The organism is Streptomyces cyaneofuscatus (assembly GCF_033109485.1).
Taxonomy (GTDB): Bacteria; Actinomycetota; Actinomycetes; order Streptomycetales; family Streptomycetaceae; genus Streptomyces; species Streptomyces cyaneofuscatus.
Genome location: NZ_CP137002.1, coordinates 1,104,753 through 1,119,399 on the forward strand (window position 1 = coordinate 1,104,753; position 14,647 = coordinate 1,119,399).

The window sequence follows — 14,647 nt, forward strand, 5'->3', positions numbered from 1 at the left end:
CTCTCCTAGCCTCAGGGCGTCCGCAGAGCCCCCGAGCCGCAAGGACGGACCTCCCGTGACCCCTCCCCCACCACCCCCACGCCCCGGCCGCATCCTGCGGCGCTCCCTGTCCGCCTCCCTGGCGCTGGCCCTCACCGCGCTCGCCGCCGCCAGCTCACTGGTCGTGGCCGGTGCACCGCCCGCCGCTGCCGCCGCCGTCCCCGCGCCCTCCCCGCTGAGCGTCCCCGGACGCGGGGCGACCGTGCCGTTCAAGGAGCAGGAGGCCGAGTACGCCGCGACCAACGGCACGCTCATCGGGCCGAACCGGCTCTACGGCTCGCTGCCCTCGGAGGCCTCGGGCCGCCAGGCCGTCACGCTCGACGCGGTCGGTGAGTACGTGGAGTTCACGCTCACCGCACCGGCCAACGCCATGACCTTCCGCTACTCGCTGCCGGACAACGCCGCCGGGACGGGCCGGGACGCCTCGATCGACGTGCGGGTCAACGGGGCGCAGCTCAAGAGCGTGCCCGTGACCTCGAAGTACGGCTGGTACTACGGGGGTTACCCGTTCAACAACAACCCCGGCGACACCAACCCGCACCACTTCTACGACGAGACCCGGACCATGTTCGGCTCCACCCTGGCGGCCGGGACGAAGGTGCGCCTCCAGGTCTCCTCGACCGCCCAGTCCCCCACCTTCACCATCGACCTGGCCGACTTCGAGCAGGTCGCCGCGCCCATCGGCAAGCCCTCCGGGGCGCTGGACGTGGTGAGCGACTTCGGCGCCGACCCGAGCGGCGCGGCGGACTCCACGGCGAAGATCCAGGCGGCGGTGGACGCGGGCCGCAGCCAGGGCCGGGAGGTATACATCCCGCAGGGCACGTTCAAGGTCCAGGACCACATCATCGTCGACAAGGTGACGCTGCGCGGGGCGGGCCCCTGGTACAGCGTGCTGACCGGCCGGCACCCCACGGAGCGCCACAAGGCCGTCGGCGTCTACGGCAAGTACGCGTCCCAGGGCGGCAGTTCGAACGTCACCCTGAAGGACTTCGCGATCATCGGCGACATCCGCGAGCGGATCGACGACGACCAGGTGAACGCCATCGGCGGTTCGCTCTCCGATTCGGTCGTCGACAACCTCTGGCTCCAGCACACCAAGTGCGGTGCCTGGCTGACCGGCCCGATGAACAACTTCACCATGAAGAACACCCGGATCCTGGACCAGACGGCCGACGGGGTGAACTTCCACTACGGCGTCACCAACTCCACCGTCACCAACACGTTCGTCCGCAACAGCGGTGACGACGGCCTCGCCATGTGGGCGGAGAACATCCCGAACGTGAACAACAAGTTCACGTTCAACACCGTCATCCTGCCGATCCTGGCGAACAACATCGTGACGTACGGCGGCAAGGACATCACGATCTCCGACAACGTCATGGCGGACACCATCACCAACGGCGGCGGCCTGCACATCGCCAACCGCTATCCCGGGGTGAACTCCGGCCGTGGTACCGCTGTTTCGGGTACGCACACCGCCGCCCGCAACACCCTCATCCGGACCGGGAACAACGACTACAACTGGAAGTTCGGCGTCGGAGCGGTCTGGTTCAGCGGTCTCAACGAACCGATCCAGGGCGCGACGGTCAACGTCACGGACACCGAGATCCTGGACAGCTCCTATGCCGCGATCCACCTCATCGAGGGAGCGAGCAACGGGCTCAACTTCAATCGGGTGAAGATCGACGGGGCGGGGACCTACGCGCTCCAGATCCAGTCGCCGGGCCGGGCCTCGTTCACCGATGTCGTCGCCACGAACATCGCCCAGTCCAACCCGATCCACAACTGCGTCGGCGCGGGCTTCCAGATCACCCGGGGCTCCGGCAACTCCGGCTGGTACGCCGATCCGCCCGCCTGCACGGGCGTCTGGCCGGACCCGGTGTGGACCAACGGCGGGGTTCCGGGAGGCGGCGGCCCGACCGACCCGCCCGGCCCGACCGACCCGCCCGGACCCACGGACCCGCCGGAGGAGACCGGCAACCTCGCGCAGGGGCGTGCGGTGACGGCGAGCAGCCACGTCGACGTGTACGGCGCCGGCAACGCGGTGGACGGGAACCCGAACACGTACTGGGAGAGCCGTAACAACGCCTTCCCGCAGTCCCTCACCGTGGACCTGGGCTCGGCGAGGGCGGTCAAGCGGGTGGTGCTGAAGCTGCCCCCGCAGGCGGCCTGGGCCACGCGCACCCAGACCCTGAGCGTACTGGGGTCCACCGACAACTCCACGTACAACACCCTGAAGGCACCGGCGGGTTACACCTTCAACCCGTCGAGCGGCAACACGGCCACGGTCACACTGTCCGGCACCTCGGCCCGCTATCTGCGGCTGGCGTTCACCGGCAACACGGGCTGGCCGGCGGCGCAGCTCTCGGAGGTGGAGGCGTACACGAGCTGATCAGCCGTACGAGGTTGGGCCCGGTCGCAGTTCCGCGCGGCCGGGCCCAACTCGGTTGCTCAACGCATCACTTCACCGTGAACGACTTCGCCGCATCGGAGACCGACGCCGGGCTGATGACCTTCAGTCCGCCGGGGACCGAGGCGTCCGGCTTCATGATGACGCTCTCCCGGGTGGACGGCGCTGCGGGGTCGGAGAAGTCATGGGTGACCCCGAACTCGGTTCCATACCCCTTGATCGTCAGCAGCGCCTTGTCGACGCCCTCACGGGTGAGGTCCTTGTTGTCGCACGCCTTGTCCAGCGCCTCGCCGAAGATGGAGGCCGCCGTCCAGCCCGCCACGACGCCGTTGTCGAGGACGTCGTTCGGGTACTGCGACGCGTACTCCTTCGCCAGCAGCGACGGGCCGTCGCCGGGGTCGCCGATCGGCAGGGTGGAGGAGGCGATGTAGTAGTCCTTCAGCAGCGCCGGGCCTGCCTGGGTCTTCAACAGCTGGGGCGCGTAAGCCGAGTTGTTGCCGACGACGGGGACGTTGAAGCCGGTGGCCGCCGCGACGCCGACCAGCGAGGCCGCCTGACGCGGGCCCGCGCTGACGACGACGGCCTTCACACCGGCCTGCTTGAGGGCGGCGACCTGGGCCGTCATGTCGTTGTCGGTCGGCTTGATCTTCTGCTCGACGACCGTCAACCCGGATTCCTTGGCAGCGTGCTTGGAGCCGGTGAGCGCGTTCTCGCCGTAGTCGCCCTCGAAGTACACGTGGCCGATCTTGTCGCCCTTGGCGATCCGCTTCTCCTTGAGCAGGTGGTCGATCAGGTTGATGGTCTCGACGTCGTACGTGGCGCCGACGACGCGGATGTACGGGGAGCCGAGCAGGTTCGCCGACCAGGCCTGCGGCAGCACCAGCCCCTTGTCCTTGCCGTCGATGCGCTGCTCGACGGCGGCGACGAACGGGGAGCCGATGAACTGGGCGAAGCCGAGCACCTTCGGCTCCAGCTCGGTGTAGCCGGCGATGGCCTTCTGCGGGTCGTAGCCGTGGTCCCGTACGGTCAGCTCGATCTTGCGGTCGCAGATGCCGCCCTTGGCGTTGATCTGCTTCGCCCACAGCTGCTGGGCCTGGGTGACGCTCTTGCCGAGCGAGGCGTAGACGCCGGTCATGTCGGTGAGGACGCCGAGCGAGATCGTCGAGGAGGTGACGCCGGGCCCCGTCTTGATCCCGGCCTTGTCCTGCTCGTCGCCCTTCCCCTCGGTCGCCTTGCCGCTGCACCCGACGAGGGTGACGGTGAGGGCCGCGACCACGGCCGTGAGCGCTCTGAGTTTCATTTCTTCTCCCCTGACTTCTTCGGACGGTTGACGCGCGGGAGTGCGATGCCGAGGCGGGAGAGGCCGCCGGGCAGGAACAGGACCACCGCGACCACCGCGGCGCCGTACAGATAGCGGGACGCCTCACCGGGTGCCAGGCCGCCCGTACCGGGGGCGGAGACCAGCGGGAGGGAGTCGCTGTAGTGCGTGAGCACCTGCGGGAGCAGGGAGACGAAGAAGGCGCCGACGACGGCCCCCGCGACGCTGCCGAGCCCGCCGATGACGATCATGGCGAGGTATTCGAGGGAGAGGATCATGCCGAAGTACTCGGGCACGGTTCGCTGGAAGACCAGCGCGAGCAGGACGCCCGCGAGGCCCGCGTACATGGAGGACAGGACGAAGACCCCGGCCCGGTAGCGCGCCACCGGTACGCCCATCACGCCCGCCGCGATCCGGTGGTCACGGATGGCGTTCATCGCCCGGCCCGGCCTGCCCCGCAGGATGCCGCGGGCGAACAGGGCGCTGAGCAGCAGGGCGGCCAGGCCCACGTACCAGAGCTTCTCCGAGGAGCCGAACGGGACGGCCGCGATGACGACTTCGGTGTCGTCGAAGGTGAACCCGAAGAGGGAGAGCGGCGGTACGGACCGCCCGTTGTAACCCCCGGTCAGGGAGCCCGCGTTGAACAGGACGTGCTGCCCGATGAAGATCAGCGCGAGGGTCGCGATACCGAGGTAGGCGCCGCGCAGCCGTCCGGCGATCGGGCTGAACACCCCGCCGGCGGCCCCCGCGAGCAGGACGGCGAGGATCGCGGCCAGCCAGGTGGGCAGCCCGAGGCCGGTCAGGGCGTGGCCGTTCTCGGTGCTGGGCTCCCCCGCCAGGACGCAGTAGCTGTAGGCGCCGACGGCGAGGAAGAAGGCGTGACCCATGGAGAGTTGGCCGGTGGCGCCGGTGAGCATGTTGAGCCCGATGGCACCGATCGCCGCCGCCATCGCGAACAGTCCGGCCTGGAGCCAGAAGCGGTCCAGGTAGAACGGGAGGGCCAGGAGCAGGACGGACGCGACGAGGACGGCGTACGTACGGGGCCTGCGCAGCCGGTCGGCGAGGCTCGAAGCCCCAACGGGTGCGGGAGGGAGCGTGGTTGTCGCCTCGGGCGCGGCTTCGGCAGTGGTGTCAGACACGGGCCAGCTCCTTCGTACCGAAGAGTCCCGCGGGCCGGATCAGCAGGACCGCGACCATCACCAGGTAGGGCGCCAGATCGCCGATGCCCCGGCCGAGGAAGGAGAGGTCGCTCTGGTAGCCGGTGGCGAGCGACTCGGTGACACCGACGATGAGCCCGCCGGCGAGCGCCCCGGTGGTGGAGTCGAGTCCGCCGAGAATCGCGGCGGGGAACGCCTTGAGCGCGGCGAGCGAGGTGGCGCGCTCCAGGCCGGGGGTCGGGAAGACGGTGAGGAAGAGGGCGGCGACGGCGGCGAGGGCTCCGGCGACGGCCCAGGCGGCGAGCGAGACCCGGCCCAGCTTGATGCCCATCAACGCCGCCGTCTGCGGATTCTCGGCGGCGGCCCGCATCGACACGCCCCACGAGGTGTAGCGGAAGGCCAGCAGGAACACGGTGATGAGGAGCCCGGCGGCGAGGAACGCGGCGATCCTGGTCTGGGCGAGGGTGATCCCGCCGATGTTCACCACCTCGTTGCCCCACGGGTCGCCGAGGGCGAGGACGTCCGTGCCCATGCGGCGGGTGAGTTCGGTGATGAGGAGGATGTCGACGCCGATGGTGACGATGGCCAGGACGCTGTGGTCACTGCCCCGGTAGCGGCGCATCACGAAGAACTCGATGGCGGCCCCCACGGTCGCGGCCCCGGCGATCCCGACGAGCAGCGCGGGCCAGAACCCGATGTCGTCGTGGAGGACGGCGGTGACGTAGCCGCCCGCCAACAGCAGTGAGGCATGGGCGAAGTTGACGACCTCGGTGGCCTTGAAGATGACGACGAAGCCGAGGGCGATCAGTGCGTAGACCGAACCGATCGACAGGCCGCCGAGGAGAAGTTCGATGAACGTGGTCATTGAGGTGCTCCCAAGTAGGCCTGGACGACGGCCGGGTCGTTCTGGACCTCGGCGGGGGTGCCGCCCGCGATCCTGCGTCCGAAGTCGAGTACGGTCACCGCGTCCGCCAGCCGCATCACCACCCCCATGTCGTGCTCGACCAGCACGATGGAGATGCCGAGGCTGTCGCGGACGTCGGCGACGACGGCCGCGGTACGGCGGCGTTCGTCGGCGGTCATCCCCGCGATCGGCTCGTCCAGCAGCAGGACCCGGGGCTCCATGCACAGGGCGCGGCCGAGCTCGACGAGCTTCTGCTGCCCGTACGGCAGTGAGCCCGCCGGGCGTTCCAACGCGGCCTCCAGGCCGATGAACGCGGCGATCTCGCGGACCCGGTCCAGGTGGCGCCGCTCCTCGCGGGCGGCGGACGGCAGCCGCAGGCCGGTGGCGAGGAAGCCGGAGCGGGTGAGCCGGTGGCGGCCGAGCAGCAGGCTGTCGGCGACGGTGGCGTGCGGCGGGAGCGCGATGTTCTGGAAGGTGCGGGCGACGCCGAGGGCGGCGATGGCGTGCGGCGGGAGTCCGGTGAGCTCGGTGGTGCCGAGGTGGACGGTGCCGGCGGAGGCGCGGTAGACGCCGGAGAGGACGTTGAAGCAGGTGGACTTGCCGGCGCCGTTGGGGCCGATGACGGCGTGCACACTGCCGGGTTCCACGGTGAAGGAGACGCTGTCGAGGGCGGTGAGCCCGGCGAACCGTACGGTCACGTCGGAGACGGTGAGGGCGCCCGTGGTGGTGTGGGTGCCGGCCTCGGGTGCCGGTGCGGTGCTCACGCGGACCACCTGCTCAGGGTGCGCCGGTTGCGGGACGCCACGTCGGCGTCGGCGGCGGCCTCCTCGTCGACCACACCGAGATAGCGGCGGCGCACCTCGTCGGAGGCGGCGAGTTCGTCGGCGGGCCCGTGCAGGGCGACCTCGCCGACGTCCAGGACGTACGCCGTCGAGGCGAGGCGCAGCGCGATGGCCGCGTTCTGCTCGACGAGCATGACGGAGGTGCCGCTCGCGTTGATCTCCTGCACGGTCTCCGCGATCCGGGCCGCCATCAGCGGGGCGAGGCCGAGGGACGGCTCGTCCAGCAGGAGCAGCCGGGGCCCCGCCATCAGGGCGCGGCCCATGGCCAGCATCTGCTGCTCGCCGCCGGAGAGGAGCCCGGCCCGCTGGTGGGCGCGGTCGGAGAGGACCGGGAACAGTTCGTGGACGCGGGCCAGGGCGGCGCTCGTCCGCTTGCGCCCGCCGCGCGCCCCGAGGGCGCCCGCGCGCAGGTTGTCGGCCACCGTCATCCGGGCGAAGACCTGCCGGCCCTCCGGTACCTGGACCACTCCGGCGGCCACCACCTGGGCGGGCCGCAGCCCCTCCAGGGGACGGCCGTCGAACCGGATGGTGCCGGTGCCCGTACCGCGGTGGAAGCCGAGGGTCCGCGATACGGCCCGCAGCAGCGTGGTCTTGCCCGCGCCGTTGCCGCCGAGTACGGCGGTGATCGCGCCGTCCGGGACATCGACCGAGATGTCGCGCAGGGCGCGGACCGGGCCGTAGCCGACGGACAGTGCGCGGATCTCCAGCGTTGCCATGCGTTCTCCTCCTTCCGCCTTCTCGTGTCGTGCTGGGTCTGTGGGGATGTGGGGATGTGCGGGTGTGGCTCCGTGTGGTGCCACAGACCAGCACCGGCCGGAGCGCGCGTCCACGGGGCGGGGCGGACTCGATGCGGGTGACCAGCGAGCGAAGGGCCCCGTTGTGCACGCGCACAGAGGCGGTGACGGGCGGGCTCCCGCCCGCGCGGCCGGTGGCATCCTCGTCGGTCACCGGGAGACCGGCCCCGGTGGCCGCCTCCGCGGCGGTGTCCCGTCGGCTGCCCCGGCGGCGGGCGAGGGGCGCCGGTCGTCGGTCCGGCGGACGGAGGCGGGGATGCGGAGGGAGACGGGGGCCGGAGGCCCGCACGCCGGGAGCGCCGGGGGCCCGCACGCGGGAAGCGCCGGGGGCTCGCACGCCGGGAGCCCGGGAGCTGAGGGCCTGGGTGCGCGGGAGGCCTTGGCGCAGGACGACGTGGCGCAGGACGAGCGGTGGCCGGCGGTCCTGGTGGCGGGTGCGCCGAAACTGTCCGCACGGCTGCTCACGGAGGTGTTCGGCCCGCTGTTGGCCCTGGCTCCGGCCGAACGGGCGCTGCTGGTGGGGACGTTGGAGGCGTGGCTGGAGTGCGGGGGCTCGGTGGGGCGTGCGGCGGTGCGGCTGCGGTGCCACCGGAACACGGTTTTCAACCGGCTGCGGCGGCTGGAACGGCTGACCTCACGGTCGCTGTCGCACCCGCGCGAGCTGGTCGAGACGGTGCTGGCGCTGGAGGCGCTGCGGTGGGAGGCGGGACGGGGGTAAGGCGTCGGGGCGTTGCGTCGGGTGTCCTCCCACCCGCCTCCGTACCCGCAGCGGGCGGGGGCACGGAAAAGGGCCGGGCGTACGTCTCGTACGCCCGGCCCTTTCTCCGTCGTCAGCTCAGGAAGTCCCGCGCGATCGACTCGGCCGCCCGCTCCAGCAGGGGTCCGGCCTGGGCCATCGAGACGGCCGGGTCCGGTTCCAGCTCGGCCAGGGCGTAGGCGCGCGCGATGCCCGCCCCGCTCAGGGCCTCCTGCGACAGGGCGAGCCGGCCGCAGACCGCGACGACCTCGATCCCGGCCTCCCGGGCGGCCGCGGCGACCCCCGCCGGAGCCTTGCCGTGCAGGGTCTGCTCGTCCAGCGAGCCCTCGCCGGTGATGACGAGGGTGGCGCGGGCGAGCGCCGGGGCGAAGCCGAGGACGTCGAGCATGACCTCGATGCCGGGCCGGAAGCGGGCGCCGAGGGCGACGAGCGCCCCGTAGCCGATGCCTCCGGCCGCGCCTGCGCCCGGCAGGGCGGCGGTCTCCGGCCCCAGGACGGAGGCGTAGTGGCTCAGGGCCGCGTCGAGGACCGCGATGTCCTCCTCGCTCGCGCCCTTCTGCCGCCCGTACACCTCGGGGGCGCCCTTGGGCCCGGTCAGCGGGTTGTCCACATCGCTGGCCAGGACGAGGTCCACGTCCTTCAGCCGCGCATCGAGCCCGGAGAGGTCGGCCTCGGCCAGCTCGGCGAGCCCCCCGCCGCCGGGGCCGACGGGCTTGCCGTCCGCGTCCAGGAAGCGGGCCCCGAGCGCGGCGAGCATGCCCGCACCGCCGTCCGTGGTGGCGCTGCCACCGACCCCGAACACGATGGTCGTCGCCCCGGCCTCCAGGGCGGCCCTCAGGAGTTCGCCGGAGCCGTACGTGGTGGCCGTGAGCGGGGCGAACACCCCGTCGGGCAGGTGCTGGAGGCCCGAGGCCTCGGCCATCTCCACCACGGCGGTGGACCCGCGCAGCGCGTACGCCGCCGTCACCGGGTCCCCGAGGGGTCCGGTCACCCGCGCCTCGCGGCGCTCGAACCCGGCGGCCACCGCCGCCGCGACCGTGCCGTCGCCGCCGTCCGCGACGGGCAGCGTCTCCACCTGCACGCCGGGGACGACGCGCCGCAGCCCGGCCGTCACCCGCTCCGCGACCTGTACGGCCGTGAGCGAGCCCTTGAACTTGTCCGCCGCGACGAGCACGCGGGCGGTCTCCACATCTGCTCCGTCCGTCACCTTGCATCCCTTGCCTTCGAACAGAGTCGCGCCGCCCCGACCCTATCCGCACACCCCCTGATCTGCCCATGGCCGTCCGGAACCGCCCGTCCCCACCCCTGCCCGCTCCCCCACTACGCTGTCGCCCGTGACGACTACCGATCCGCACTACGCCACGTACATCGCCGGGCTCCCCAAGGTCCTGGCCGGAGCCGCGTGCCTCTTCCGCGACACGGAGGGACGGGTCCTGCTCGTCGAGCCGAACTACCGCGAGGGCTGGGCGCTGCCCGGCGGGACCGTCGAGTCGGAGGCGGGCGAAGGCCCCCGGCAGGGCGCCCGGCGCGAGACGGTGGAGGAGATCGGGCTCGACATCGCACCGGGCCGGCTGCTCGCCGTCGACTGGGTGCGCGGCGAGGGCCGGCCGCCGATCGTGGCGTACCTGTACGACGGCGGGGTGCTCACCCCGGAGCAGCTCGGGGCGATCCGGCTCCAGGAGGAGGAGCTGCTCTCCTGGAAGCTGGTCGCCCGGGACGACCTGCCCGTCCACCTGCTCGGCCGGCTGGCGGGGCGGGTGCGGGCGGCCCTGGACGTGCTGGAGTCCGGTGCCGGCACGGTGGAGCTGGAGGACGGGAAGCCGGTGGCGTAGGGGGCGTCGGCCCTCCTGGGCCTCACGTCAGGGCCCGGGATCCGTCAGCCCTGCTGAGCCTGCGGCTTGGGCTCCACGTCCCGCACCGACTCCTCGCGCTCGGCGACCAGCGCCTCGGTGCGGTGGCCGCGGGCGATGTAGTCGCGCACCACGAGTTCCACCGCGTCCTGCGGGCTGCCCACGCCCGCGAGGACCATGACTTCGACGACGAGTTCGGCGTCCAGACTGACGCTCACCTTGGCCATGGCCGGACTGTACCCGGCGAAATGCGCTCGCGAGGCGCGTTCCCGCATCCGTACGCTCGGCGCATGACCCTTGTCGCGATCCTCAGTGGCGCCGGCATCTCCACGGACTCCGGCATCCCCGACTACCGGGGCCCGAACGGGGTGTGGCGCAAGGATCCGGAGGCCGAGAAGCTCGTCACGTACGACTTCTACCTGGCCGATCCGGAGATCCGCCGCCGTTCCTGGCAGATGCGCCGCGCGGCCTCGACCTGGAACGCCGAGCCGAACGCGGCCCACCGGGCGGTGGTGGACCTGGAGCGGTCCGGCACCCCGGTCCGGGTGATCACCCAGAACGTCGACGGGCTCCACCAGCTGGCCGGCCTGCCCGCCCGGAAGGTCCTCGAACTCCACGGCACCGCCCGCGAGGTGACCTGCACCCGCTGCCACGCCCGCTCCTCGATGGGCGAGGCCCTGGAGCGCGTCGAGGCGGGCGAGGCGGACCCGGCGTGCGCGGTCTGCGGCGGGATCCTGAAGGCGGCGACGGTGATGTTCGGCGAACGGCTGGACCCGCGGGTGCTGGCCGACGCGATGGCGGTCGCCAAGGCGTGCGAGGTCTTCGTGGCGGTCGGCTCGACGCTCCAGGTGCAGCCCGCCGCCTCGCTCGCCGGGATCGCGGCCGAGCACGGGGCGCGGCTCATCGTGGTGAACGCGGAGCCGACGCCGTACGACGCACTCGCGGACGAGGTCGTCCGGGAGCCGATCGGTACGGCGCTGCCCCGGCTGCTGGCGGGACTGGCCGCGAGGTGACCCGCGGCTTCAGCCGTCCAGCCCCGCCCGGACCCGGCGCGAGGGCTGGAAGACGTACAGGTCGAGGATGTCGGGGGCGTCCGCGAGGCCGGGGCCGCCGGCCGTCGCCCAGGTGATGACGTCCTGCTCCGCGTGCTCGTCGTTGACCAGGCCGAGCCAGACCGGGCGGCCCCCGGCGCGTCGGCCCTCGGCGGAGGGCTGGACGACGATCACGTTGCCCTGCTCGCAGGCGTCCAGGCACTCGACGGCCCGTACGGTGGCGGCGCCCTCCAGGCCGGAGCGGAGCCGGGCCAGCTGGGCGGCGTGGTCGACGCCCGGGATCTTCTCGGTGCCGCAGCAGCAGCCCCGGCAGACGCTCACGGTGGGCCGGGGAACGCTCTGGGCGGGCACGTCCTTGCGGGGGCGGCGGCTCATGCGGGCACTTCCGGTCGGTGGGGGGAGCGGGACGGCGACCACCACCGCTGGTGAGGGTGGTGATTTCACGGCGACTCTACCGAGACCGCCCCGCTTCGAACACCTGCCCTCCCACCGGGCCAGGTGGGGTAGTGTTGATGGCTGCGAAGGGGAGTAGCCCCGCAAACCGGTCGTCGACACACTGGAGCCTCCGGGTTCCCGGTGGCCGGGCTCGTGGATCCTTGAGGGGATCATCTGTCACGGGCGGGCGAGACCTTCGGTCCTGTATGACACGTCCACGCCCTGTGGGCGCTGCCGTCATGCCGGGCCGAGTGGTCCTCCGAACAGCCCGAGCGGCGCTTCGCGAAGATCCGGGGCCCGGCTCGCACAGAAAGCCACCCGGAATGCACCTCGACCCTCTGGCGATCATCACCGCCTTCGGGCTGATCTTCCTCGCGGAGCTCCCCGACAAGACGATGTTCGCGTCGCTGGCCATGGGCACGCGGATGCGCCCGCTCTACGTGTGGTTCGGCACGTCGTCCGCGTTCATCGTGCATGTCGCCATCGCCGTGGGCGCGGGCAGCCTGATCGGGCTGCTGCCCGACTGGACCGTCAAGCTCGTCTCGGCCTCGCTCTTCGCGTTCGGCGCGTTCATCCTGCTGCGCGGCAGCGGCGGGGACGACGATGACGACACCGAGGTGAAGACCGTGACCGGCTTCTGGCCGGTCTACTCGACCGCGTTCATGGCGGTCTTCATCAGCGAGTGGGGCGACCTGACCCAGATCACCACGGCCAACCTGGCCGCGAGCAACGGCACCTGGTCGACCGCGATCGGTTCGGCCGCCGCGCTGATGTCCGTCTCGGCCCTGGCGCTGCTCGCGGGCAAGTTCATCGCCAAGCGCGTACCGCTGAAGACCGTGCAGCGCATCGGCGGGATCTGCATGCTGGGACTGGCGATCTGGACGGGCGTGGAGATCTTCACCGGCTGAGGGCGGTGAAGCTGCTCGGGGGCGTACCGGTGGTGCCGGTACGCCCCCAGCCCTGTGCGCCTCATCCGCCTTCCCGCCTCGTCCTCCTCATCCGCCTCAGAACAGCGCCTGCACCCCGTCGCCCATCCGGTCGCCGCTCTCGAAGGCGAGCAGCCGCTGCTTGCGGTCCAGGCCGCCGCCGTATCCGGTGAGGCTGCCCGAGGCTCCGATGACCCGGTGGCACGGCACGATGATGCCGACCGGGTTCTTGCCGTTGGCCAGGCCTACCGCCCTCGATGCGCCCCGCTTGCCGAGCTCCTCGGCCAGTTCGCCGTACGTACGCGTCTCGCCGTACGGGATCTTGCTCAGCTCCGCCCAGACGCTCCGCTGGAACGGGGTGCCGTGCAGGTGGAGCGGGAGGTCGAAGGTGGTGAGCTCGCCGGCGAAGTACGCGGTGAGCTGGCGGATCACCTCGGGGAAGGGTTCCGGGTCCGGGACGCCGAAGGTCTCCTCGGGCGGGCGGTGGCGCTGGTCGGTCATGTACAGGGCGCTGAGTACGCCGTCGGTGGCGACGAGCGTCAGCGGGCCGTAGGGGCTGTCGACGACCGTGTGCTGCTTGGTGGGCGGGGACACAAGAGTGGTCATGGCGGGGCTTCCTCCGTCAGGCGGGCAGGTGGTTGATGGGGTGGTCGTCCACGGTCCAGAGGTACTGGACGGCGTACGCACGCCAGGGGCGCCAGTCGGCGGCCCGTGCGGTGAGGGCGGCGGGGGTGGCCGGGAGGCCGAGGCGTTCGGCCGCGCGGCGGATGCCGAGGTCGGTGGGGAGGAAGGCGTCGGGGTCGCCGAGGGCTCGCATGGCGATCGCCTCGACCGTCCAGGGGCCGAATCCGGGGAGTGCGGAGAGTTCGGTGCGTGCTCGCTCCCAGTCGGTGTCGGTGCCCAGCCGGAGCGTTCCGTCGGCGAGGGCGGCGACCAGGGTGGTGAGCGTGGTGCGGCGGGTGCGGGGCAGGGCCAGGGTCTCCGGGTCGAGTCCGGCCAGCGCCTCCGGGGTCGGGAAGAGGTGGGTGAGCCCGCCCTCGGGGTCGTCGACGGGCACTCCGTGCGCGGTGACCAGGCGGGCCGCGTGGGTGCGGGCGGCGGCGGTGGAGACCTGCTGGCCGAGGACCGCGCGTACGGCGAACTCGGCGCCGTCCACCGTACGCGGCACCCGGCGGCCGGGTCCCGCCTCCACCAGCGGGGCGAGCAGAGGGTCGGTGCGCAGCCGGTCGTCGACGGCGACCGGGTCCGCGTCCAGGTCCAGGAGCCAGCGGCACCGGCTGATGGCCTGGGTGAGGTCGCGGGGGTCGGTGAGGGAGAGCCGGGCGGCGATGTGGCCGGGCTGCGGGGTGAGGGCGACGGTGCCGTGGCCGTACGGGAGGGTCAGCGTGCGGCGGTAGGCGCCGTCCCGCCACTCCTCGACGCCGGGGACGGCGGTCGCGGCGAGGTGGCCGAAGAGGTTGCTGGGGTTGAGCGGGGCCCGGTACGGGAGGCGGAGCGCGATCACGCCGGGGGTGGCGGGGGCGAGGGGGCCGCGGGCGGCGCGGGTGCGCAGTTCGCCGGGGGCCAGGGCGAAGACCTCGCGGACGGTCTCGTTGAAGGTGCGGATCGAGGAGAACCCGGCGGCGAACGCCACCTCCGCCAGGGGCAGGGTGGTCGTCTCGATGAGGACGCGGGCGGTCTGGGCCCGCTGCGCGCGGGCCAGGGCCAGCGGTCCGGCGCCCAGCTCGGCGAGGAGCTGGCGTTCGATCTGCCGGGCGGAGTAGCCGAGCCGGGCGGCCAGGCCCGGCACGCCCTCGCGGTCGACGACCCCGTCCCGGATGAGCCGCATGGCGCGGGCCACCGAGTCGGCGCGGGCGTTCCACTCGGGGGAACCGGGGCTGGTGTCGGGGCGGCACCGCTTGCAGGCCCGGAATCCGGCCTGCTGGCAGGCGGCGGCGCTCGGGTAGAAGGTCATGTTGCGGACCTTGGGCGGAACGACGGGGCAGCTGGGGCGGCAGTAGATCCGGGTGGTGAGGACCGCGGTGAAGAACCAGCCGTCGAAGCGGGCGTCCTTGGACTGGACGGCCCGCACGCAGCGCTCGGTGTCGGTGTGCATGGTTCCAGGATGGTTCACCGGTCAGGGGCCTGGCTGGCGGAAATCCGACATGGGCCTCGGGGCCCGCA

15 protein-coding genes are annotated in these 14,647 nt (G+C 72.4%); 5 read left to right on the top strand and 10 right to left on the bottom strand.

Going from position 1 to position 14,647, the window contains the following annotated elements:
* Positions 1 to 55: 55 nt before the first annotated feature.
* Positions 56 to 2,431: a discoidin domain-containing protein gene (locus R2B67_RS04550; protein WP_317816551.1), complete on the top strand. Its 2,376-nt coding sequence runs from the start codon at positions 56 to 58 to the stop codon at positions 2,429 to 2,431.
* A gap of 67 nt (positions 2,432 to 2,498) precedes the next feature.
* On the opposite strand, the gene R2B67_RS04555 is transcribed toward R2B67_RS04550, so the two are convergent.
* Genes R2B67_RS04555 through R2B67_RS04575 form a run of 5 tightly spaced genes read right to left on the bottom strand, consistent with a single transcriptional unit; the run spans position 2,499 to position 7,386 of the window.
* Positions 2,499 to 3,749, bottom strand: coding sequence for an ABC transporter substrate-binding protein (locus tag R2B67_RS04555; RefSeq protein WP_317816552.1), 1,251 nt, complete (start codon positions 3,747 to 3,749; stop codon positions 2,499 to 2,501).
* Complete coding sequence (locus tag R2B67_RS04560) at positions 3,746 to 4,906, bottom strand: branched-chain amino acid ABC transporter permease (protein ID WP_317816553.1); 1,161 nt, start codon at positions 4,904 to 4,906, stop codon at positions 3,746 to 3,748. The genes R2B67_RS04555 and R2B67_RS04560 overlap by 4 nt, the downstream gene beginning before the upstream one ends.
* Entirely contained in the window at positions 4,899 to 5,789 is an 891-nt protein-coding gene (locus tag R2B67_RS04565) for a branched-chain amino acid ABC transporter permease (protein ID WP_018513502.1), read from the bottom strand. Before R2B67_RS04565 ends, R2B67_RS04560 begins: the two co-directional genes overlap by 8 nt.
* Positions 5,786 to 6,592: an ABC transporter ATP-binding protein gene (locus R2B67_RS04570; protein ID WP_381074498.1), complete on the bottom strand. Its 807-nt coding sequence runs from the start codon at positions 6,590 to 6,592 to the stop codon at positions 5,786 to 5,788. The genes R2B67_RS04565 and R2B67_RS04570 overlap by 4 nt, the downstream gene beginning before the upstream one ends.
* Complete coding sequence (locus R2B67_RS04575; RefSeq protein WP_018513504.1) at positions 6,589 to 7,386, bottom strand: ABC transporter ATP-binding protein; 798 nt, start codon at positions 7,384 to 7,386, stop codon at positions 6,589 to 6,591. Before R2B67_RS04575 ends, R2B67_RS04570 begins: the two co-directional genes overlap by 4 nt.
* 457 nt (positions 7,387 to 7,843) lie before the next feature.
* Between R2B67_RS04575 and R2B67_RS35960 the strand changes: the two genes are divergently transcribed.
* The gene (locus R2B67_RS35960; protein ID WP_381074501.1) at positions 7,844 to 8,182 is read left to right on the top strand and encodes a helix-turn-helix domain-containing protein; all 339 of its coding nucleotides are present in this window, start codon (positions 7,844 to 7,846) and stop codon (positions 8,180 to 8,182) included.
* A gap of 112 nt (positions 8,183 to 8,294) precedes the next feature.
* Here the strand turns inward: R2B67_RS35960 and R2B67_RS04585 are convergent, their stop codons facing one another.
* Complete coding sequence (locus R2B67_RS04585; RefSeq protein ID WP_317824778.1) at positions 8,295 to 9,410, bottom strand: glycerate kinase; 1,116 nt, start codon at positions 9,408 to 9,410, stop codon at positions 8,295 to 8,297.
* A gap of 145 nt (positions 9,411 to 9,555) precedes the next feature.
* Here R2B67_RS04585 and R2B67_RS04590 point away from each other — a divergent pair, with 145 nt between their 5' ends.
* Complete coding sequence (locus tag R2B67_RS04590; protein ID WP_317816556.1) at positions 9,556 to 10,053, top strand: NUDIX domain-containing protein; 498 nt, start codon at positions 9,556 to 9,558, stop codon at positions 10,051 to 10,053.
* A 44-nt stretch (positions 10,054 to 10,097) separates the two neighbouring features.
* Here the strand turns inward: R2B67_RS04590 and R2B67_RS04595 are convergent, their stop codons facing one another.
* Entirely contained in the window at positions 10,098 to 10,298 is a 201-nt protein-coding gene (locus tag R2B67_RS04595) for a hypothetical protein (protein ID WP_018513508.1), read from the bottom strand.
* A gap of 63 nt (positions 10,299 to 10,361) precedes the next feature.
* Here R2B67_RS04595 and R2B67_RS04600 point away from each other — a divergent pair, with 63 nt between their 5' ends.
* Complete coding sequence (locus R2B67_RS04600; protein ID WP_317816557.1) at positions 10,362 to 11,084, top strand: SIR2 family NAD-dependent protein deacylase; 723 nt, start codon at positions 10,362 to 10,364, stop codon at positions 11,082 to 11,084.
* A 9-nt stretch (positions 11,085 to 11,093) separates the two neighbouring features.
* Here the strand turns inward: R2B67_RS04600 and R2B67_RS04605 are convergent, their stop codons facing one another.
* Complete coding sequence (locus R2B67_RS04605; protein WP_151512778.1) at positions 11,094 to 11,498, bottom strand: (2Fe-2S) ferredoxin domain-containing protein; 405 nt, start codon at positions 11,496 to 11,498, stop codon at positions 11,094 to 11,096.
* 383 nt (positions 11,499 to 11,881) lie between these two features.
* Here R2B67_RS04605 and R2B67_RS04610 point away from each other — a divergent pair, with 383 nt between their 5' ends.
* Positions 11,882 to 12,466, top strand: coding sequence for a TMEM165/GDT1 family protein (locus R2B67_RS04610; protein ID WP_317816558.1), 585 nt, complete (start codon positions 11,882 to 11,884; stop codon positions 12,464 to 12,466).
* Between the two features lie 96 nt (positions 12,467 to 12,562).
* Here R2B67_RS04610 and R2B67_RS04615 read toward each other — a convergent pair whose 3' ends face one another.
* Positions 12,563 to 13,090 carry a methylated-DNA--[protein]-cysteine S-methyltransferase gene (locus tag R2B67_RS04615; protein WP_317816559.1) on the bottom strand — a complete coding sequence of 176 codons (528 nt, stop codon included), beginning with the start codon at positions 13,088 to 13,090 and terminating at the stop codon, positions 12,563 to 12,565.
* 16 nt (positions 13,091 to 13,106) lie between these two features.
* Positions 13,107 to 14,579, bottom strand: a complete 1,473-nt coding sequence (locus R2B67_RS04620; protein WP_030571932.1) for an AlkA N-terminal domain-containing protein — start codon at positions 14,577 to 14,579, stop codon at positions 13,107 to 13,109.
* Between the last annotated feature and the right edge of the window lie 68 nt (positions 14,580 to 14,647).

What these genes read in the sequence shown, in the direction of transcription:
- R2B67_RS04575 (WP_018513504.1), bottom strand. Translation starts at nt 7,386, where the DNA reads ATGGCAACGCTGGAGATCCGCGCACTGTCCGTCGGCTACGGCCCGGTC.
- R2B67_RS04605 (WP_151512778.1), bottom strand. Translation starts at nt 11,498, where the DNA reads ATGAGCCGCCGCCCCCGCAAGGACGTGCCCGCCCAGAGCGTTCCCCGG.
- R2B67_RS04555 (WP_317816552.1), bottom strand. Translation starts at nt 3,749, where the DNA reads ATGAAACTCAGAGCGCTCACGGCCGTGGTCGCGGCCCTCACCGTCACC.
- R2B67_RS04620 (WP_030571932.1), bottom strand. Translation starts at nt 14,579, where the DNA reads ATGCACACCGACACCGAGCGCTGCGTGCGGGCCGTCCAGTCCAAGGAC.
- R2B67_RS04615 (WP_317816559.1), bottom strand. Translation starts at nt 13,090, where the DNA reads ATGACCACTCTTGTGTCCCCGCCCACCAAGCAGCACACGGTCGTCGAC.
- R2B67_RS04565 (WP_018513502.1), bottom strand. Translation starts at nt 5,789, where the DNA reads ATGACCACGTTCATCGAACTTCTCCTCGGCGGCCTGTCGATCGGTTCG.
- R2B67_RS04600 (WP_317816557.1), top strand. Translation starts at nt 10,362, where the DNA reads ATGACCCTTGTCGCGATCCTCAGTGGCGCCGGCATCTCCACGGACTCC.
- R2B67_RS04595 (WP_018513508.1), bottom strand. Translation starts at nt 10,298, where the DNA reads ATGGCCAAGGTGAGCGTCAGTCTGGACGCCGAACTCGTCGTCGAAGTC.
- R2B67_RS04610 (WP_317816558.1), top strand. Translation starts at nt 11,882, where the DNA reads ATGCACCTCGACCCTCTGGCGATCATCACCGCCTTCGGGCTGATCTTC.